Raw genomic sequence first — 19,597 nt, forward strand, 5'->3', positions numbered from 1 at the left:
GCCATCGAGGCGAAGACCTCGTCATCTTCGGTGGGGTCCCCCGGGCCTTCGACGACCGTCGAGTACGGAGGTTGCGACCGTACGCGGTGGTGCCGCTAGTCGATCCTGGCGGCGACCTCGACCAGCAGCGCCTTGTGATCGCTGCCGGTGACCGTCTCGAACTGCGTCACCCCGCCGCGCACCCTGCCGGAGACCAGCGCGTGATCGATGCGGGCGAACGACGGCGCCCACGTGCCCGTCGGCCAGGTGGGATGCCAGCCCAGTCCTTCGCCCTGCTTCCTCGCCGCGAGGTCGCGCAGGTCGCCGCCGGCAGTCAGCTCCCGCATCGTGAAGTGCTGGTCGATCGCGTTGAAGTCGCCGACCAGCAGCAGGTTCTCCTCGAGATACGGCTCCGTGAGATCCTCGACCGCCGCGCCGTCGTGGACCCAGGCGTCGGCGCCCATCTGCGGGGGCGCCGTGTGGATGACTCCGAGATGCCAGTCCGTGCCCTCGACGGTGGTGGTCGCGATCAGGTTCTCGAAGACGGTGCCCTCAGTCTCGGCGACGAGCTCGACCGGGCTGCGGGACAGGAGCATCGTGCCGCTCGCATCACTCGCCGCAGTGCCGACCTGGTGCGGGAACTCCTCGAGCAGACCGGCCGCCACCAGCTCCTCCTCGAACCCCGGGGTGTACTCCTGCAGAGCGAGCACGTCGACATCGCCGTTGACCAGCTCAGAGACCTCCGCGATGTCCGCCTGGCCGAACTGGAGATTCAACGAGAGCACCGTGAGGGTGCTGCCGACGGCGATGGGGACGTCCGACCGTTCCTCCTCCGGCAGCAGCGGCCAGGCGAAGACCGTCATCGCGGCGATCAGGAGCGCGGCGCCGAGCAGCCGCCACCGGGCTCGGAGTACCAGCAGCAGTCCCAGGCAGCCGACCAGCACGGGGATCCACAGCAGCGGGATGAAGGACGACATCGCGATGACGTAGTGATGCCAGGTGTGCAGCTCCGGGACAAGCCGCAGCACCAGGAGCACTGCCGAGGCGAGGACCCCCGCCACCAGCAGCGCCCATCCCAGAATCGATACCCCCGCACGCCTCATGCGGCGGAGTCTACGGGGACGGAGCGCCGCCCGAACGTGCGCCGAAGGACCCCGGATCCACGGGACGCTGCGCCCGCGGCAGCCCCTCCACCACGAGCAGATACGACTCGGTCACCAGCTCCCGGATCAGGTCGCCGTTGAGCTCCCCACCCGGTGCGAGCGAGATCCAGTGGCGCTTGTTCATGTGATAGCCGGGGGTGATGTTCGGGTGGGCCTGCCGCAGCGCCTCGGAATCCCGAGGGTCCGCCTTCAGGACCACGATCTGCTCCCCACGCACCTCCGTGAACAGCAGGAACATCTTCCCCATCACCTTGAACACGTCGTAGTCCGGGCCGAAGGGGCGGGTCGCCTCCGCCGCCGGGAGCTCCTCAGCGCGGGCACGGGCGATCTCCTGCAGGGCGTCACCGTTCATGGCGCTTCTCCTCATTCTCTGCAGCGCGGTTGCCAGCGTCTTGAACCAGTCGGGTCACCCGGCCGACCGCATCGACCAGGTCGTGCAATCCCGGATCCTCGATAGGGAAATGGCCGCACTCGCGCAGTATGACGAGCTCGGCCGGGGCGGCGATCCGGCGGAGCCACCGGGTGCTGAGCTCCACCGGTGTCCAGGCATCCTTCGCCGGATGGGCAAGGGTCACCGGGGCGGTCATTCGTTCCGGCGGCGTATGGCGATAGGTGAGGTACGAGGCGAGGAATCCGAGCGGGACCTCAGCGCCTCCTCCCCGGGGGTCGGTGGTGCACAGACGCGACAGGCCCGGATCGCGACTCATCCTGGACAGCGCCGTGACCCAGGACATCCGGATGCGACGTCCAGCGAAACGTACCGGAAGAAGCCGCGCCAGCGGCCCCCCGAGCACGCCGAGCGGGCCGAAGCGCGTGATGACGGACCGGGTACGGGGATCGCGCGGGTCGAGCAGACAGGTGGCGACCACTGCTGCGGTGCGACCGGTGCGGGCGGCGACCTCGTAGGCGAGCATGCCGCCGATGCTGGCGCCCAGCAGCACGAGGGGACGGTCGTCCTCCTCAGCGGCGACGAACTCGCAGAGCAGGGAGACCCAGTCCTCGTATCGGACCGCGGCCGGGTCCGGTGACCTCGTCTCGCCGTACAGGGGAAGATCGACAGCGGCCAGCTCCACCTCCTGCTCCGGCAGGAGCGAGGCGATCGGCCAGAGTGCTGCGCTGTGGCCGCCGGCTCCGTGGAGGAGCAGCACCCGCACGGGAGCATCGGGATTCGGCCGACGAAGCACATGGACGTCGTGCCCGTGCCAGTTCCACCACGTGCTCGCGGGCTTCGGCTCGACACGCTCCTGCCAGGAAGCGGGGAGGAAGGCGGCGTAGTCAGCGACGCCGGGAGAAGTCATGGCACCACCGTACTGAGCAGGTGCACTCACCGTGCAGCATCGTGCGCATGCTCGGAAATGCTCGGACCGGCGGAGCCCGGACCGGCAGCGCTCGGACCGACAGTGCTCAAGCCGGCGGTGACGGAGGCTCGACGAGGCGCAGCGGCAGGATGCCCGACAGCACCGAGCACGAGAGCTGACGCCGCGCCCGAGCCGCGAGCCCGGTCCCTACAAAAGTGTGCCGCGCCACATCCTTGCCGCACGGGAATGAACCTGGCCAAGTCGAAGTTGAGTCTAGTGTGCTCAAGTTTGATGCTCTCCAGATTGACAACGTCGATCCAGAGTTTTCTACTTGAGCGAGTACAGCTCAAGTCTTGCCGTCGGCCCCAAGGTCGGCAGTGCACGAACCCGTTGCGGCGCACCCGTCGCAGAAAGGCAGGCCCCCATGTCCCGTGTCGTCGGAATCGACCTCGGTACCACCAACTCCGCCGTCGCCGTCCTTGAGGGTGGCCAGCCCACCATCATCGCGAACGCCGAGGGCTCCCGCACCACCCCGTCGGTCGTGGCCTTCTCCAAGCAGGGCGATGTCCTCGTCGGCGAGGTCGCCAAGCGTCAAGCCGTCACCAACGTCGACCGCACCATCGCCTCCGTCAAGCGCCACATGGGCACCGACTGGAGCCAGGAGATCGACGAGAAGAAGTACACCCCGCAGGAGATCTCCGCCCGCATCCTGGGCAAGCTCAAGAAGGACGCCGAGTCCTACCTGGGCGAGGCTGTGACCGATGCGGTCATCACCGTCCCCGCCTACTTCTCGGACTCTGAGCGCCAGGCCACCAAGGACGCCGGCACCATCTCCGGCCTGAACGTCCTGCGCATCATCAACGAGCCCACCGCAGCCGCGCTCGCCTACGGCCTGGAGAAGGGCAAGGACGACGAGCAGATCCTGGTCTTCGACCTCGGCGGCGGCACCTTCGACGTCTCCCTGCTCGAGGTGAGCAAGGACGAAGAGGGCTCCACCATCCAGGTCCAGGCCACCGCGGGCGACAACCGCCTCGGCGGCGACGACTGGGACCAGAAGGTCGTGGACTGGCTCGTCTCGCAGGTCAAGAACAAGGACGGGGTGGACCTGTCCAAGGACAAGATCGCCCTGCAGCGCCTGAAGGAGGCCGCTGAGCAGGCCAAGAAGGAGCTGTCCGCCTCGACCTCCACCTCGATCTCGCTGCAGTACCTGTCGATGACCGAGAACGGTCCGCTGCACCTGGACGAGAAGCTCACCCGGGCGCAGTTCGAGGACATGACCTCGGATCTGCTCGAGCGCACCAAGGCACCCTTCCACCAGGTCATCAAGGATGCGGGCGTCTCCGTCTCCGACATCGACCACGTGGTCCTCGTCGGCGGTTCCACCCGCATGCCGGCCGTCACCGAGGTCGTCAAGGCCCTCACCGGTGGCAAGGAGCCCAACAAGTCCGTGAACCCCGATGAGGTCGTCGCCGTCGGCGCCGCCCTCCAGGCCGCGGTCATCAAGGGCGAGCGCAAGGACGTCCTGCTCATGGACGTCACCCCGCTCTCCCTCGGCATCGAGACCAAGGGTGGCGTGATGACCAAGCTCATCGAGCGCAACGCCGCCATCCCCACCAAGACCTCCGAGGTCTTCTCCACCGCCGAGGACAACCAGCCCTCCGTCGCGATCCAGGTGTTCCAGGGCGAGCGTCAGTTCACCCGGGACAACAAGCTGCTCGGCACCTTCGAGCTGACCGGCATCGCCCCCGCACCGCGCGGCATCCCGCAGGTCGAGGTCACCTTCGACATCGACTCCAACGGCATCGTGCACGTGACCGCCAAGGACCGCGGCACCGGCAACGAGCAGTCCATCCAGATCACCGGCGGCTCCGCACTGTCCGATGAGGACATCGACCGCATGGTGAAGGACGCCGAGGAGCACGCCGCCGAGGATGAGGAGCGCCGCAAGAACGCCGACGCCCGCAACACTCTCGAGCAGCTCGTCTACCAGGGTGAGAAGCTGCTCAAGGACAACGCGGACAAGATCGAGGACGGCGACAAGACCAAGGCCGAGGACGCCATCAAGGAGTCCAAGGAGGTGCTGGCCAAGGAGGATTCCTCGACCGAGGACCTCGAGGCCAAGCGCGACTCCCTCAACGAGGCCCTGCAGGCCGTCGGCACCGCGATCTACTCGCAGGCCGAGGGTGCTGAAGGCGCCGAGGGCGCTTCCGAGGACGCTGCCGGTGCTGCCGGTGGCTCCGACGATGACGACGTGGTCGACGCCGAGATCGTGGACGAGGACGAGGAGAAGAAGTGATGACCGAGGGCCAGAGCACTCCTGAGGACCGCGAGCGGCCTGAGGGCGAGCCGAGGTTCTCCTTCACCGACAAGCGCAAGGTGAACCCCGAGGACGGCTCCGTCCGTCCCTCGGGGTCCACCCCGGCGGCGGAGGGGCAGGGCGGCACAGAGCCGGTCGATCCCTTCGACGCCGAGGCCGCGGCCCTGTTCGATCAGGCCGCCCAGGGCGGGGAGGATTCCTCGCTCCCGGCCGACGCCGGACGCGTCGCCGAGCTCGAGGGGAAGGTCACCGAGCTCTCCGAGCAGCTCAAGCGTGAGCAGGCGGAGTACGTCAACTCGCGTCGGCGCATCGAGGGCGCGGCGGAGGTGAGCAAGGAAGCGGCAGTGGCTCGCGTCCTCGGCTCGCTGATCGGCGTGCTGGACGATGTGGAGCTGGGCCGTCAGCACGGCGACATCGTCGACGGCACCCCGTTCCACTCGATCGCCCAGAAGCTCGAGGAAGTCCTCGGCTCGCATGGCCTGAAGCGCTTCGGTGCCGTCGGGGAGAAGTTCGATCCGAACCTTCACGAAGCCCTGATGCACGAGGACGCCGATGACGTCGAGACCAACACCATCTCGCTCGTCATGCAGCCCGGCTACGCGATGAACGAGCGGATCCTGCGACCGGCCCGGGTAGGTACCCGCGGCCCCGCCTGATCCGACTTACTCCCTGAGGCATCCGCCTCACCCGGAGACGGTGCGGTGCCCGCTGACCTCCACGGCCAGCGGGCCCGCACCTCCTCACCGCCACGAAACAGCACCCGCAGCACCCCACGCTCCCGGAAGGAGACGCACATGTCCCAACAGGACTGGCTCGACAAGGACTTCTACGCGGTCCTCGGCGTCTCCAAGGACGCGAGCGCCCAGGACATCAAGAAGGCCTACCGCACCCAGGCCCGCAAGTACCACCCCGATCACCACCCCGACGACGCCAAGGCCGAGGAGAAGTTCAAGAGCATCGGCGAGGCCTACTCGGTGCTCAACGATGACGAGCAGCGCCAGCAGTACGACGCGATCCGGGCCATGGGCTCCGGCGGTGCGCGCTTCTCCGCCGGCCAGGGCGGTCCCGGAGGTGCCGGCGGCGCCGGATTCGAGGACATCTTCTCCTCGATGTTCGGCGGCGGCGGGCACCCCGGCGCTCGCCCCGCCCCCGGCGGCGGCGCCGGCAACCCCGACATCGACGATCTGCTGAAGATGTTCGGCGGCCAGGGCGGCGGATTCGGCGGCGGGGCCCCCACCGGCTTCACGCCGAACCGCGCCCCTGCGAAGGGTTCCGATACCTCTGCCCGCACCCGGGTCAGCTTCCGCGACGCGGCGCTGGGCACCGATCTGCGCCTGACCGTCGACGGCCGCACCATCACCACCCGCATCCCCGCCGGAGTGCATGACGGGCAGAAGATCCGCCTGCGCGGCAAGGGACGGCCCGGCCCCGGCGGCGCCCCCGCCGGTGACCTGCTGCTGACGCTCGACGTCGAGGAGCACCCCGTGTGGAGCGCCGACGGCGTGAACCTGCGCATCACGGTCCCGATCTCCTTCGACGAGGCGGTGCTCGGCACCACCGTGGCGGTCCCGCTGCTCGACGGCGACTCCGTCTCCGTGAAGGTCCCGCCGGGAACCCCGTCCGGTCGTACCCTGAGGGTGCGAGGCAAGGGGCTGGTCACCACGAAGAAGACCGGCGACCTCCATGTCACCGTGCAGGTTGCGGTCCCCACTCACGTCGAGGGTGCGGCGAAGCAGGCCGTTGAGGATCTGCGCGCGGCACTGGCCGACGAGGACCCTCGTGCCGGCCTCACCGAGGCCGCTGCCCGCTGAGCATCCGCGTCTCGCGCGCGGCCCGCTGAGCACACCGAGCCGAGAGAGCACCCGCCCGCTGCAGAGCTTCGAAAGGAGCAATCCGATGGCTTCCCCGCACCGTCTCGATGACCGCGCCCCGGTCTTCGTGATCTCGGTCGCCGCGGAGCTGTCCGGGATGCACCCGCAGACCCTGCGTCAGTACGACCGGCTGGGACTGGTCGTCCCGCAGCGCACCCGGGGACGCGGCCGCCGCTACAGCCCCCGTGACGTCGTGCGCCTCCAGGAGGTCCAGGCCCTCTCCCAGGACCAGGGCATCAACCTCGCCGGCATCAAAAGGATCCTCGAGCTGCAGGACGAGGTCAGCGACCTGGCGGGCAAGCTCGAGAACGTCCGCGAGAAGCTCGGCGCGATGACCCCCGCCCAGCGGCGCGTGTTCTCCGCCGACAGGGATGGCGAGATCAGCGCGCTGCGCCGTGGTGAGCGTCCCCGCCGGCGCAGCAGCGGCAGCGCCCTGGTGGTGTGGCGGCCTACGCGCCGGTCGTGACCTCGCCGCTCGCCGTGTCGTGACTCCCGGTCTCGGCCGGCGACGGCGAACTGCTGGCAGGACGCTCACTGCGCTGCGGCAGCACCCCGGCGAGGCGGTAGATCTCCTCCAGCTGCAGGGCCACCTGTGCCAGGTCCACCCCTTCGGCGGCCTGGCGCCCGGCGGCGGTGAGATCCGCGAGCTCCCCGGTGAGCAGCGCGGTGAGCTTCTGGGCGACCTGACCCGCGAATTCGGGCCCGTCTCCGGCGACCTGGTGCGTGAGCACCCCGTCGGGCATCGCGTCGCGGTACAGCGGGATCCCGCGCACCAGTGCCGGGACCTCGGTCGCGAGCGCCTCCCAGAGCACGATCCCCTCGGTCTCCTCCTTGGTGAGGAAGACGAAGGCGTCGGCCCCGGCATACGCCTCCCGCAGCCGCTCTGCGTTCACATAGCCGGGGAACCGGGCGTTCGGAGGGGCACTGGCCAGCGCCCGCTGGACCTCGGCGGTCAGCAGCCGGGGATCTGTGCGCCCGTACCAGACGAAGCTCACCTCGGGCAGCTGCCGGGCGACCTCCACCCAGTCCAGGATCCCCTTGCGGACAAGGTGCATCCCGACGCTGATCACCACGGGGGCGTCGGCAGCGAGCCCGAGTCCTGCTCGCAGCCGTTCCCGGGCTGTCGGATCTGCGCGGAAGAAGTCGGTGTCCACGCCATTGGAGAGCACCTGGACCGGTGCCGTGATCCCGTACTTCGGGGCGGAGACGAGATCTCGTGAGTAGCCGCTGGGGGTGATGACGATGTCGCCGCGCCGGTAGAGGTGGGCGATCCAGCGCCGGAACAGCGGGGCCAGCTGATTCGACCCCGTGAAGGAATCCCGGAAGTCGTCCTCGGTGGAGTGAGCCCACACCAGCGCCGGGCGCCGCCACAGCCGTGCCCAGCGCGCCAGCAGGGGAGTGTCGGGGAAGGGAGTGTTCAGGTGGACCACGTCGAAGGGACGCAGGGGAGAGGTGACCACCTGGTGCCCGAGGGAGCGCACCGCCGATTCCTGATGGCGGATCGCGGCGCCGATGCCCGATTCCCGGGCCAGGCCCGTCAGCCCGCGCGGCATCAGCACTCGCAGCGGCCGGTCCCCGAGCTGAGCTCGGTCCCGATCGCTGCGCGGGTCTTCACGCTGGCCGCCGCGGGGGCCTCCTCCGGGCAGCGCGATCCGGGCGAACTGGTCCAGATGGCGCAGGGCACGGTCACGGAAGCGGGCGGGGCGCCGCAGGGCGCGAGATCTCATGAACATGTCGTGGCTCCATTCACCAGGGCAGGAAGTGTCACCAGGGCAGGAAGCGCATCACGAGCGCGCTGACGCCGAGGCCGTAGGCGATCAGAGCCCAGGGCTTGCACAGCAGGATGATCCAGACGTACGTGCGCCACCGCATCTTGGTGGTGCCGGCGATATAGCAGAGCAGATCATCCGGGGCGATCGGCAGCGCGATCGCGGTCGCGAAGGCGCGCGTGAAATGGGGGCTGCGGGTCCAGCCCAGGAACTTCTCGACCGTGCGCGGGCGGAAGATCCGCTCGATCAGCGACAGGCCGACATGCCGGGCGATGAGGAAGTTCAGCATCGAGCCGGCGGAGACGGCGACGTAGTTGTAGAGCGTGCCCTCGACCGCCCCGAACAGCACCGGGCCGGCGAGCACCAGCAGCCCGCCGGGAACGATCGGGAACACCACGGAGGCGACGGAGACCACCAGGAAGACGATCGGTCCCCAGGCTCCCAGCGAGTCCATGAACGCCTGCAGGTTCTCGAGCGACTGCAGCACCCCGCTCTGCAGCCCCCACCAGACCAGTCCGATGCTGAGGCCCAGGCCCAGCAGCGGGGAGAACCGGGCGGCGATCCGCAGCGGATCCCGGCGCGGGTGAGCCACCGGGGTTGCAGCCTGCGGGCGGTCTAACCGTGTGGCAGCCCGTGGACGGGTCGGGGTCGGCAGCGCGGAGGTGGCCTGCACGACGGGGAGAGTGTCCGTGCTGGTGCTCATGCTGCGACCGGCTGCCGGCGGAGGATCAGCGGGGAGCGCTGGGCATGGACCTGCTCGTACACCTCCAGCACCTTGCGCGCGAACTCCTGATCGCCGAACGTGGCGTGGGAGTGCTCGAGCGCGGCCACAGACATCTGCTCGCGTCGCAGCGGATCATCGAGCAGCGCGCCCAGGTGCGCCGAGAACTGTGCGGAATCCTCGTACTGCCAACCGGTGAGTCCGTCGAGGATCACGTTCGTGAGCGAGGGATCGCGGCGGGCCAGCAGTGGCAGCCCGACCGCCATCGCTTCGATGAAGGTCAGTCCCTGGGTCTCGCTGAGGGAGGCGCTGACGAAGACATCCCCCACGCGGTACCAGCGCTGGACCTCGGCCGGGTCCACCACTCCGGTGAACCGCACCTGGTCTGCGATGCCGAGCGAGAGCGCATGCGCCTCGAGCTCGGCCCGATAGGGTCCATCGCCCACCATGACCAGCACCGTATCGGGACGGTTCGCGGCAGCGACCATCTCGAGCACCTCGTCAAGGTTCTTCTCCTTGGCCAGCCGGGAGATCGAGATCAGCACCTTCTGACCCTCCGCGATCCCCAGCTCTGCGCGCAGCGCTCGGATGTCGGCGCGCTCCTGCTCGCTGCGCGCCGGGCGGAACTTGTCCAGGTCCAATCCGGTGGGGATCACGTGCAGGGGCTGATGCACGCCGTAGCCGGTGAGCAGGTCGGCGACCTTCGCGGTCGGGACGATCACCGCGTCGGTCACCGCGAGCACACGGCGGGAGAAGGACTCCACGAACTTGCGACCCATGGTCTTGCTGGGGGAGTAGTAGTGGGTGTAGTCCTCATAGATGGTGTGGTACGTGTGCACCAGTGGCACCGAGAGGGTGCGGGCGATGCGCCGGGCCCACACATAGGTGGAGAACTCTGCCTGCGAATGGACGACATCGGGGCGCCACTGCAGGATGTCGCGCAGCACGCGGCGGCTCGAGGGCATGCCGATCCGCGCACGGTCATAGAGCATCGCCGCGGAGACCGAGCCGATGCGATAGACACCGGGTTCGTGATGGGGCCGAATGCCCTGGGAGAGCGTCAGCACCCGCACATCGAGACCGAGCGCGATGAGCCCCCGGCGCAATGTCTGGACGGAGGCGACCACGCCGTTGACCACGGGCTCCCACCAATCGGTGGTGATCAGCACGCGCAGGGGACGGTGAGAATCGGTCTCCGTGAGAGGGCCGGGGAGCTTCGTCAACATGTTCACGCTATGAGCCTTCCACTCTGCCTCCGGGGATACGTCCCCCGTGCGGTGGAGAGGTATCAGACCGAAGTCTGATATCTGGTCCTGAGGCGCACCCTGAGCTGTCCGGCTGTTCATGTTTTGAGCCTACGACCGGTGGCGATGCGGTGATACGGGGCGCGCCCGACCCGTCGCGGAGTGTTTCCCCCTAGTATTTCAGGCTGTCACCTGGTAACGGGCCGTGAAGGAGGCGGAACCGAGCTGCTGGGAGAAGATCGCGAAGCGGGCACCGATATGCGGGTCCTGCGGATCAACCCCCAACGTTTCCACCGGCATCGCGTGCACAGAGAACTGATAGCGGTGAGGAGCGCCGGGCGGCGGCTCCGGGCCGTCGTAGCCGAGATTGCCGAAATCATTCCGCGCCTGCTTCAGCGAGGGATCCTCCCGGGGCACCCCGAGCGGGAGCGAGGTCGCCGAGACCGGAAGATCCCAGGCCACCCAGTGCCAGAACCCCGAGCCGGTCGGGGCGTCGGGGTCGTAGCAGGTGATGGCGAAGGAACGGGTCCCCTCCGGAGCGTTGCTCCAGCGGAGGTCGGGGGAGAGGTTCTCACCGCCGAGGGCCTCCACCAGCTGCTGCGGCGCCACATCGGAGCCATCGGGTGTGGCGGCTGAATGGATGACGAACGGATCCTGGGCAGTCATGGCGCTCAGTGTAATCTCTGTCATATGGAAGAGCGAGTACATAGCAGGATCGATCCGCCGCGGCATGGCCTCGACCCGAAAGACCTCGATTCGATATGGGAGATCCTCCGGGACGCGGACGGGCAGTTCATTCCGCCGCTGTCCGCACGTACTTCCAGCGTCCAATCCGATCTCATTGTCAGCGAGCTGGACCCGGATGGCCCTCGCGAGTATTTCGACTCGATGCGCACGCAATACTTCCTCATTGCTCGCGGAACGAAGGGGAGAGCTGTCGGCTTCATGAGCTTCCGGAAGAACTACCGGTTGCCGGAAGAAGCGTCCGCACCGCCCGGCCTCTACTACTACGTGAGCACTGTCATCATCGAGCGCGCCCATCGCAGGCAGGGCCTCACACGGGAGATGTACGAACTCCTCCTCGAGGACGCCGACCACCACGGTCACGGTGTCGCGACGCGCACCTGGTCGACCAATGCAGGACATCTGGCGCTCCTGGAGCAGCTTGGGATCGACGTCGTGCACACGATCCCGGACGGCCGAGGTCGGGGCGTCGACACCCTGTATCTGGCGCGACCCCCGCGACGTGAGGCGGCGGACGATGGCGCGTGAGAAGAACCGTGGCGGTCGAGAGAGGCTGGGTTTCCTGGGACGCATCGTCGCCTATCGCCTGCAGTCCAATGTCTACGCACTGCTCGCGCTCAGTGTGCTCACGGGCGTCTTCATCCTGCTCTACCTGGACTCGTCCAAGTCGTCCGGATTCTCTGCGAACCTGTGGCTGGCGATCTCCACCTCCCTGATGGCCTCCGTGCTGGTGCTCGCCGCCGAGACCTTCGTCAAGTTCCGCCAGCATCAGAACGACCTGTTCCTCGAGGGGATCTCGAAGCTCGGCATCTCGAACCTCCACTTCGACCGGGCGGGTCTGTTGAACGAGCTTCTCGAGAGTTGCGACCGAGCGTTCTGGGCGGTCGGCTACCGTCACATCCTGACGCGATCGCTGGTGCAGCAGGTGGAAGCCGTGGCAGACCGGGGGGTGTCGATCCGGTTGCTCATCGTCCCGCCATGGACGGAATCTTTCCGCCTTGTCTACGGCGGGCATGAGCGTGTGGCCGACAACTACGTCGCCATATTCAACGCGATGGTGCATGGTCGCGGGAGCGCAAGCATGGATGACATCGAAGTCAGGTTCGTGAACCAGCCTCTCTTCAACGACACGTACAAAGTCGATGACAAGATCGTCACCGGCCCCTACATGCATAACCGGGATAGAGACCACGGGAAGATCACCGCCAACCAGTTCTTCACCTATGAGCTCCATCGCTCGAGCAGACTCCACGAAATGGTGCTCGGCGAATTCGAGACCCTATGGGACATGGCGGAACAGAAGTTGGACTGGTCGCAATACATCAGCACGATGGAGAAGCTGCGGGTTGAGGACCTCAACGAGGCGGGTCGGCTGGAGCTGCTCAGTGCGGCGTGCGTGCCCGTGAGGGGCAGCGTGCCGGCTGTCGATGCGGCGGATGATGCGTTGCGTGCGTAGTCACGCAGACCCTCGCCTCAGAAGCCGTGCGCCGAAGGCCGCGGGTAATGCTGCAGGAACTTCTTGACCTGGTTCGCCATCGCCGCGAGGACATAGAGCCGACGCTTGCTGCCCTCGACCCCATAGGCCAGCGGATGGGTGGTCCCGTGAGCGCGGATCTGCTGCACCCGATCCCGCAGATCCGGATCCACGATGTAGCGCCGCAGCAACGGCCAGGGGACGATCGAGTACAGGATCTCCTGGCGGGGCACCAGGCGCGTCAGCTCGCGCTCCTCGATCAGGTCCGCGACCACCGGCTCGGCGACATTGGCACCGGCCGCGGTCATGTAGTAGTTGTTGCGCCCGATACGGGGATTCACCTCGAAGAACTTCGCGACCCCATCACGCGGATCGATCTTCACATCGAAGTTCGCATACCCGCGGTATCCGCTGTGCTGGAGGAAGCGCACCGACTGCTCGAACACCTCGGGCAGGTCGGTGGTGAACATCGCCGCCGGGTTCCCCAGCGCCCCCGGGGTGTGCTCCTCGAGCAGCACCTGAGCGCCTCCCAGCAGGGTGACCGCGTCCTGCGTATCGACATAGGCCGTGACCGACAGCATCGCGGTGTCATCGCCTGGGATCATCTCCTGGACCACGAAGCGGTCCCGGTAGCCAGCGGCGGTGAGGCGGCCGATCAGGTCCTTCAGCTGGTGCAGATCCTCGATCTCGAACACCTTCCGCTTGCCGGGGAAGGAGACCGCGTTGTACGCCGAGGATCGAGATGCCTTCGCCACCAGCGGCCAGCCCAGGTCCAGCTCGGGCACCTCGGGGGCAGTCCCGGACGCGAAGTCGAGCACCACGGTGCGGGGTGTGGGCACGTCGATCTCGGTGCACATCTCGGAGAAGGTCGCCTTGTCCGCGACCGCGTGCAGCACGTCATCGTCCAGCAGCGGCAGATGGAAGAGTTTGCCGAGCTCCTCGCGGTGGGCGGCGATCAGCGCGACCAGGAAGTCGGCATTGGCCAGCAGCACCGGGCGGGTGCCGGAGGGGCGGGACGCCTTGTCCGCACCGACTTTGAGCAGCGCCTGGACCATGTCCTCCTCGGAGGCGGACATCCCCAGTTCGACCGTGCGCAGGATCGAAGAGTCCGCGACCGGCCCGGCGACCTTGCGGGTCACCACGGTGGAGATGGTGCCGTACTTCTCGTGGAAGGCGCGCGCCAGCGCATAGATGCCGATGTCGCCACCGAGCAGCACCAGATCGACCTCAGAGCTCGGCAGAGCGGCGTAGGGGCGGGGCGGGGTGTCGGGCATGAGGGAGGACCTTCCAGGGGCTCGGACCGGAGCTCAGAATCCGGTGTCGGTGGGACGCGGGTAGACGGCGCGGTACTTGCGCACGAAGTTCAGACCGGAGACGACCGAATAGGCACGCATCCACAAACCCTCCGGACCGTACCGGAACGGATTGCGCAGGTGGGTGCGCGCCACGCGCCGAACTCGCTCATGCAGAGCGGGATCGCGCACATAGCTCAGCACCAGGCGCAGCGGCAGGATCGTGTAGAGGACCGGCGCGGTCACCACCACCTGCTCGAGATCGCGGTCGTGCACGCGATCTTCCACCACGTGGCGGGCCACGGATTCCCCGGCGGCCGTCACGTAATAGTTGTTGCGGCCGATGCGGGGGTTGATCTCGAAGAAGCACTCCCGGCCGGTGCGAGGGTCGACCTTCACATCGAAGTTCGCGAAGCCGACGTAGCCAACTGCGTCGAGGAATCTCTCGGCGGCGGCGGTCAGCGTCGGGAAGTCACCGGTGACCATCGCCGCAGGACGACCCAGCGCCTCGGGGGTGTGCTCTCCCAGCAGCACCTGGGCGGCGCACAGCAGGGTCACCTTCCCGCGGCTGCTGCGGTAGGCGGTGATCGAGCGCTGAGCGGTGTCATCGCCTTCGATGAGCTCCTGGAACAGGAAACGGCCGGTGAAGCCCGACTGCCGCAGCCGTCGCACCAGGTCCTGCTGCTCGGCAGCGGATTCCAGGAAGAACACCTTCTTCTTCCCCGAGAACTGCACGTGGTGGTACTCCGCAGTGTTCGCTGCCTTGCCCACCACCGGATAGGACCAGGGGAGCTCGTCCCCGCCGTTCCAGTCGGGCTCCTCGGTGCGGGAGAAGTCGACGATCACCGTGGGCACCGTGCCGATGCCGAGCTCCTCGCAGATCTCCGCGAACTCGGCCTTGTCGGCGAGGCGGGAGAGCAGCGGCGCATCGACCTGGGCCAGCAGGTAATGCTGCTCCAGATCGGTGCGGAAGCGATCGATGAAATCGATCAGAGAGTCCGCATTGGTCAGCAGCAGCGCCGGCCGACCGGCCGGGCGCTGCGAGGCGAGATCGATGAGCGCATCGCGCATGTCCTCATCGCTCGCGTCGGCGCCGAGGACGAGCAGATCCGAGGTGACGGTGTGCTCATTCATCGCCACCGGGATGCGCACCACCGTGGTGCAGCGCATCCCGTACTGCTGGTGGAAAGCGATGGTGAGGTTCAGGGAGTTCAGCCCGGCCCCGAGCACGACGACGTCGAATCCGGGGTCGACCGAGGGGGAAGGACGCATGGAGGCGATCCTAGCGGCGCGATCACGCCCGACCGCGGAGGACGGCGTCCTCCGGCGGCCGGGCGTGATCCGTGCGACGTTCAGGAGGTGCGCAGCCACACCGCCGTATCCGCCGGGACCGTGCCCGGGGAGGTGGGGGCGGAGGCGACCAGGACCTCGGCCGAGGCGAGATCGCCTGCGACCGAGGAGGCCGGCAGCTCGACCTGAGCGTCGGTGGTGTTCACGAGGATCGTGACGTCACCGCGGATCACGCCGAGCACTCCGGCGGGGAGGTCCTCGGCGAAGACCACCGCGGCATCGGGACGGCCCAAGCCCAGCTCGCGACGCAGGTGCACCGCCGTGCGGTACATCTCGAGCGTCGAGCCCTCCACCCCGTCCTGGGCGTCGGCGGCCAGGGGACCGAAGGCCTCCGGCTGCGGCAGCCAGCTCTTCCCGGTGGGGGAGAAGCCGTAGCCCGGTGCGTCCTGCGTCCACGGCAGCGGCACGCGGCAGCCGTCGCGGCCGGGCACGCCGGCCCGCAGATGGGAGGGGTCCTCGCGCAGCTCGTCGGGGATGTCGCTGACCTCGGGCAGGCCCAGCTCCTCGCCCTGGTAGAGGTAGGCGGAGCCGGGCAGGGAGAGCATCAGCAGGGTCGCGGCGCGGGCGCGGCGCAGGCCGAGCTCCGCATCGGGGATTTCGTCGCGGCGCAGCCCCTCGCCGAACTCGTAGTCCGGGGCGAAGCCGTAGCGGCTCGCATGCCGGATCACGTCGTGGTTCGAGAGCACCCAGGTGGTGGGGGAGCCCACCGCATCGGCCAGCGCGAGCGGCTTCTCGATCGCCGCGCGCATCGTCTCCACTCCCCAGCGGGCCTGGAGGAAGCCGAAGTTGAAGGACTGGTGCGCCTTCTCGTCGCCGATGTACAGCGGCAGGCGGTGCTCGGGGATCCAGGCCTCGAGCACCATCATGCGGTCGCCCTCGTAGGAGTCGAGGATCGGGCGCCACTCGCGATAGATGTCCAGCACGTCGTCGTTGTCGAAGTAGATCGGCACCTCGCCTTCGGGGATGTCGATCAGCCCGGCGGAGTTGACCGTCGCATCCGGCAGTCCCTCGGGCTTGATCATGCCGTGGGCGACGTCCACGCGGAAGCCGTCGGCGCCGCGATCCAGCCAGAAGCGCAGCACGTCCTGGAACAGCTCGTGCACCCGCGGGTTCTCCCAGTTCCAGTCCGGCTGGCTGGTGTCGAAGATGTGCAGGTACCACTGGCCGGGCGTGCCGTCGGCCTCGGTGACGCGGGTCCAGGCGCGGCCGTGGAAGATCGAGGTCCAGTTGTTCGGCGGCAGCTCCCCGTCCTCGCCCTTGCCGTCGGCGAAGACGTACATGTCTCGCTCGGGCGAGCCGGGCCCGGCCGCGAGCGCCTGCTGGAACAGCACGTGCTGATCCGAGGAGTGGTTGGGGACGATGTCCACGATGACCTTCAGACCCAGCTCGTGGGCGCGAGCGATCATCTCGTCGGCGTCGGAGAGCGACCCGAAGCGGGGGTCGACGTCCTGGTAGTCCGAGACGTCGTAGCCGCCGTCCTTCTGCGGGGAGGTGTAGAAGGGCGAGAGCCAGATCGCGTCGACCCCGAGATCGCGCAGATAGGGCAGGCGGGCGGTCACGCCGGGCAGGTCGCCCATGCCGTCGCCGTCGGAATCGGCGAAGGAGCGGGGGTAGACCTGGTAGACGACGGCATCACGCCACCACTGCAGGTCCGGGGAGGTCTGCTGCTCGGCGGTGCGCGCAGCGAGGGAGGTCTGGGGGGTCATGGCGGTCCTTCCGGTGGAACAGGGGGTGATGCGACGCGCCGCACCGACTGGCCCGTGCCGACGGGCCAGGTGGGTGCGGCGAGGTTCGGTGGGCGGGCGGGTCAGCCCTTGACGGCGCCGGCGGTCGAGCCGCCGACGATGTATCGCTGCAGGAACTGGTACAGGATGATCACCGGGACCATGACCATGACCGAGCCGGCGGCGAAGACGCCCAGATTGTTGGAGCGATCCGAGGAGAACATGCCGTACATGCCCACGGCGAGGGTCTTCTTGGAGTCGTCGGTGAGGAAGATCGAGCCGATCAGGAACTCGCTCATCGAGCCGACCAGGGCCAACAGCAGCGTGGTCGCCAGGATCGGGGTCATCGAGGGGACCAGGATCTTGCGGAAGGCCTGCCAGTGGGTGGCGCCGTCGATGATCGCGGCCTCGTCCAGGGACTTCGGGATGGTGTCGAAGAAGCCCTTGATCAGCCAGACCTGGCCGAAGGCGCCCCCCATCAGCACCGCGATGTAGCCGGCGAGGGTGTTCAGGCCCAGCATCGGCACCGCGTCGCCGAGGTCCGAGATCATCGTGTACACCGCGATCATCGAGAGGATCGCGGGGAACATCATGACCAGCAGCACCGCGAGCATGCCGCCGCGGCGGCCGCGGAAGCGGAAGCGGCTGAAGGCATAGGCGGCCAGCAGGGACAGGAACACCTGACCGATGGCGACGACCCCGCACACGATGATCGTGTTGAGGTACCAGCGCAGGAAGTTCGCCCGCTCCCCGCTGAGCATCGCTGCGTAGTGATCGAGCGTGACGCCCTGGGTGGGGACCAGACCGGCGGAGGTCAGCGAACCGCTCGGGTTCAGCGAGGCGGAGACGACGAACAGGATCGGGAAGACGGCGAAGATGACCGCCAGCACGCCGATGACGTGCCGCCAGCCGATCTCGGTGAACCAGCGACCGAAGGGCATGCGGTGCTTCGCGCCGGCCTGCTGAGCAGAGGTGCGGAGGGGCGGAACAGTGGTGGAGCTCATGATGGACCTCTTCCGCGGGCTCAGTTGACGTCTTCGAGGACGTTGGTGAATCGGAACTGGATGGCGGCCAGGACGCCGGTGAGGATGAACAGGCAGACCGAGACCGCAGAGGCGAAGCCGAAGTCGGCTCCGGAGCCGCCGAAGGCGATGCGGTAGACCATCGAGATCAGGATGTCCGTGGAACCACGACCCGAACCGTCGGGGAACGGACCGCCGCCGGTGAGCAGCTCGATCGCGTTGAAGTTGTTGAAGTTGAAGGCGAAGGACGAGACCAGCAGCGGGGCCACGGCCACCAGCAGCAGCGGCAGCACGATCTTCGACGTGGCCTGCAGAGGTGACGCACCGTCCATGCGGGCGGCCTCCGTCAGCTCATCGGGGATCGCCTGCAGGGCGCCGGTGGAGACGATGAACATATAGGGGAAGCCCATCCACAGGTTCGTCAGCAGCACCGCTGCCTGCGCGAGCGTCGGATCTCCGAACCAGTTCAGGTTCAGGCCGAGCGTCTGGTTGATCAGACCGAACTCCTGGTTGTAGAAGTTCGACCAGACCAGCAGGGAGATGAAGCCGGGGATCGCGTACGGCATGATCAGGATCGAGCGGTAGACGCGGCGGCCCTTGAGGCGCTGATCGTTGAGGATCAGAGCGAGGGCGAAACCGAGCGCGAAGGTCAGCAGCACCGAGCCGGCGGCGAACACCAGCGTCCACACGAAGGCGGAGACGAACTGGTTGGCCACGGTCGGGTTGGTGAACAGCCGCTCGTAGTTGGAGATGCCCACGCTCTGCAGCCAGCTCTGGGAGAAGGCCCGCTGGCCCTCGGAATCCACGAAGTACTCCTCGTCGCCTATCACGCCGACGGTGTACACCTCACCGGTCGCGGTGTCCGTGATGGCGTCCGCAGCCTCGTCGTACTGCAGCACCGTGGTTCCCACGAAGGCCTGGTTCACGCCCAGCGGGCGCACGGCGGTGGACTCGTCCACCGGTACGGCCAGCTCCATCAGCTCGTTGTAGATGGCGTTGACCTCGCCCGCGTTCAGCACGGTCATCCCGTCGACCTCGGTGACGCGGCCGTCGACGACGGTGACGTCCCCGGCGGGGACCTCCTCGAGCGCGTTCTCGGCGTCGCCGCTGAGCACGGTGCCGGCATCGGGGTCGACCAGGAAGAGCTCGTAGGGGCCCTCGGCCGCGGTGCCCGAGGTCGCCACCGTCATGGCGTAGCGCGGGGCGTCGGGGCTCTGCTGCACCGAGCTCGCGATGATCGAGCCGACCGCCTGCTCCTTGGTGCCGCGGGTGCCGTCGCCGTAGTTGGTGAAGGAGTAGCCGACCGTCAGGGCGATCGGCAGGATCAGGAAGACGGCGAGGAAGACCGAGCCCGGGAACAGGTACTTGCCCGGCACGAAGCGCTTGGTGGAGTAGAGGACGAAGATCCCTGCTGCGGCGAGCAGGAGCACCGTCAGCCACATCCATGACTGCTGGGAGATCAGCACCGGGGCGATGAACACCGTCAGTGCGAGGGTGATGCCGAGCACCAGGACTCGGGTGACCACGGCCGGGACCGACGTGGACCGCGTCCGGTGCGCAGGGGCGTGCGTCGAGGTCATGAGGCGACTGTGCCTTTCAGGGGATCAGTGCGGAGTGCAGGGTGGCGGG

General features: G+C 67.9%; 18 protein-coding genes. 6 read left to right on the forward strand and 12 right to left on the reverse strand.

What is annotated here, in order from left to right; genetic code table 11:
- Window positions 1–95: 95 nt before the first annotated feature.
- From ABD893_RS07985 to ABD893_RS07995, 3 genes are read right to left on the reverse strand one after another with little or no spacing between them, the layout of a single operon-like run.
- Window positions 96–1,082, reverse strand: a complete 987-nt coding sequence (locus ABD893_RS07985; protein ID WP_345078004.1) for an endonuclease/exonuclease/phosphatase family protein — start codon at window positions 1,080–1,082, stop codon at window positions 96–98.
- Between the two features lie 10 nt (window positions 1,083–1,092).
- Window positions 1,093–1,494, reverse strand: coding sequence for an MmcQ/YjbR family DNA-binding protein (locus ABD893_RS07990; RefSeq protein ID WP_345078007.1), 402 nt, complete (start codon window positions 1,492–1,494; stop codon window positions 1,093–1,095).
- A complete protein-coding gene (locus tag ABD893_RS07995; RefSeq protein WP_345078010.1) occupies window positions 1,484–2,440 on the reverse strand; it encodes an alpha/beta fold hydrolase in 957 nt (318 codons plus the stop codon). Before ABD893_RS07995 ends, ABD893_RS07990 begins: the two co-directional genes overlap by 11 nt.
- 424 nt (window positions 2,441–2,864) lie before the next feature.
- Between ABD893_RS07995 and dnaK the strand changes: the two genes are divergently transcribed.
- The 4 genes from dnaK to ABD893_RS08015 all read left to right on the forward strand — a co-directional run bounded on the left by dnaK (window position 2,865) and on the right by ABD893_RS08015 (window position 7,094).
- A complete protein-coding gene (gene dnaK, locus ABD893_RS08000) occupies window positions 2,865–4,736 on the forward strand; it encodes a molecular chaperone DnaK (protein WP_345078013.1) in 1,872 nt (623 codons plus the stop codon).
- A complete protein-coding gene (locus ABD893_RS08005; protein WP_345078017.1) occupies window positions 4,736–5,413 on the forward strand; it encodes a nucleotide exchange factor GrpE in 678 nt (225 codons plus the stop codon). Before dnaK ends, ABD893_RS08005 begins: the two co-directional genes overlap by 1 nt.
- Before the next feature lie 138 nt (window positions 5,414–5,551).
- Window positions 5,552–6,568, forward strand: a complete 1,017-nt coding sequence (locus ABD893_RS08010; RefSeq protein ID WP_345078020.1) for a DnaJ C-terminal domain-containing protein — start codon at window positions 5,552–5,554, stop codon at window positions 6,566–6,568.
- A gap of 85 nt (window positions 6,569–6,653) precedes the next feature.
- Complete coding sequence (locus ABD893_RS08015) at window positions 6,654–7,094, forward strand: heat shock protein transcriptional repressor HspR (protein WP_345078023.1); 441 nt, start codon at window positions 6,654–6,656, stop codon at window positions 7,092–7,094.
- Here ABD893_RS08015 and ABD893_RS08020 read toward each other — a convergent pair.
- From ABD893_RS08020 to ABD893_RS08035, 4 genes are all read right to left on the reverse strand, one after another.
- A complete protein-coding gene (locus ABD893_RS08020) occupies window positions 7,078–8,361 on the reverse strand; it encodes a glycosyltransferase (RefSeq protein ID WP_345078025.1) in 1,284 nt (427 codons plus the stop codon). The two genes, ABD893_RS08015 and ABD893_RS08020, sit on opposite strands and share 17 nt — an antisense overlap.
- A gap of 31 nt (window positions 8,362–8,392) precedes the next feature.
- The gene (locus tag ABD893_RS08025; RefSeq protein ID WP_345078028.1) at window positions 8,393–9,100 is read right to left on the reverse strand and encodes a TVP38/TMEM64 family protein; all 708 of its coding nucleotides are present in this window, start codon (window positions 9,098–9,100) and stop codon (window positions 8,393–8,395) included.
- Window positions 9,097–10,344, reverse strand: a complete 1,248-nt coding sequence (locus ABD893_RS08030; protein WP_345078477.1) for a glycosyltransferase family 4 protein — start codon at window positions 10,342–10,344, stop codon at window positions 9,097–9,099. The genes ABD893_RS08025 and ABD893_RS08030 overlap by 4 nt, the downstream gene beginning before the upstream one ends.
- A gap of 198 nt (window positions 10,345–10,542) precedes the next feature.
- Window positions 10,543–11,028, reverse strand: coding sequence for a YbhB/YbcL family Raf kinase inhibitor-like protein (locus ABD893_RS08035; RefSeq protein ID WP_345078032.1), 486 nt, complete (start codon window positions 11,026–11,028; stop codon window positions 10,543–10,545).
- Window positions 11,029–11,052: 24 nt separating this feature from the next.
- On the opposite strand from ABD893_RS08035, the gene ABD893_RS08040 reads away from it, so the two are divergent.
- Together ABD893_RS08040 and ABD893_RS08045 are read left to right on the forward strand one after the other, a co-directional pair.
- Window positions 11,053–11,634: a GNAT family N-acetyltransferase gene (locus ABD893_RS08040; protein ID WP_345078035.1), complete on the forward strand. Its 582-nt coding sequence runs from the start codon at window positions 11,053–11,055 to the stop codon at window positions 11,632–11,634.
- Window positions 11,624–12,562 (forward strand): hypothetical protein, encoded by a 939-nt coding sequence (locus tag ABD893_RS08045; RefSeq protein ID WP_345078038.1) that lies wholly within the window; start codon window positions 11,624–11,626, stop codon window positions 12,560–12,562. The genes ABD893_RS08040 and ABD893_RS08045 overlap by 11 nt, the downstream gene beginning before the upstream one ends.
- Before the next feature lie 17 nt (window positions 12,563–12,579).
- Here the strand turns inward: ABD893_RS08045 and ABD893_RS08050 are convergent, their stop codons facing one another.
- The 5 genes from ABD893_RS08050 to ABD893_RS08070 form a co-directional block, all read right to left on the reverse strand.
- Window positions 12,580–13,854 (reverse strand): carboxylate--amine ligase, encoded by a 1,275-nt coding sequence (locus ABD893_RS08050; RefSeq protein ID WP_345078041.1) that lies wholly within the window; start codon window positions 13,852–13,854, stop codon window positions 12,580–12,582.
- Window positions 13,855–13,887: 33 nt separating this feature from the next.
- Window positions 13,888–15,144 carry a carboxylate--amine ligase gene (locus ABD893_RS08055; RefSeq protein WP_345078044.1) on the reverse strand — a complete coding sequence of 419 codons (1,257 nt, stop codon included), beginning with the start codon at window positions 15,142–15,144 and terminating at the stop codon, window positions 13,888–13,890.
- 80 nt (window positions 15,145–15,224) lie between these two features.
- Window positions 15,225–16,928 carry a glycoside hydrolase family 13 protein gene (locus ABD893_RS08060; protein ID WP_345078048.1) on the reverse strand — a complete coding sequence of 568 codons (1,704 nt, stop codon included), beginning with the start codon at window positions 16,926–16,928 and terminating at the stop codon, window positions 15,225–15,227.
- Between the two features lie 101 nt (window positions 16,929–17,029).
- The gene (locus ABD893_RS08065; RefSeq protein WP_345078051.1) at window positions 17,030–17,950 is read right to left on the reverse strand and encodes a sugar ABC transporter permease; all 921 of its coding nucleotides are present in this window, start codon (window positions 17,948–17,950) and stop codon (window positions 17,030–17,032) included.
- 20 nt (window positions 17,951–17,970) lie between these two features.
- Complete coding sequence (locus ABD893_RS08070) at window positions 17,971–19,548, reverse strand: ABC transporter permease subunit (protein ID WP_345078054.1); 1,578 nt, start codon at window positions 19,546–19,548, stop codon at window positions 17,971–17,973.
- Between the last annotated feature and the right edge of the window lie 49 nt (window positions 19,549–19,597).

The sequence above is a fragment of the Brachybacterium paraconglomeratum genome, assembly GCF_039541415.1.
Lineage (GTDB): Bacteria > Actinomycetota > Actinomycetes > Actinomycetales > Dermabacteraceae > Brachybacterium > Brachybacterium paraconglomeratum_A.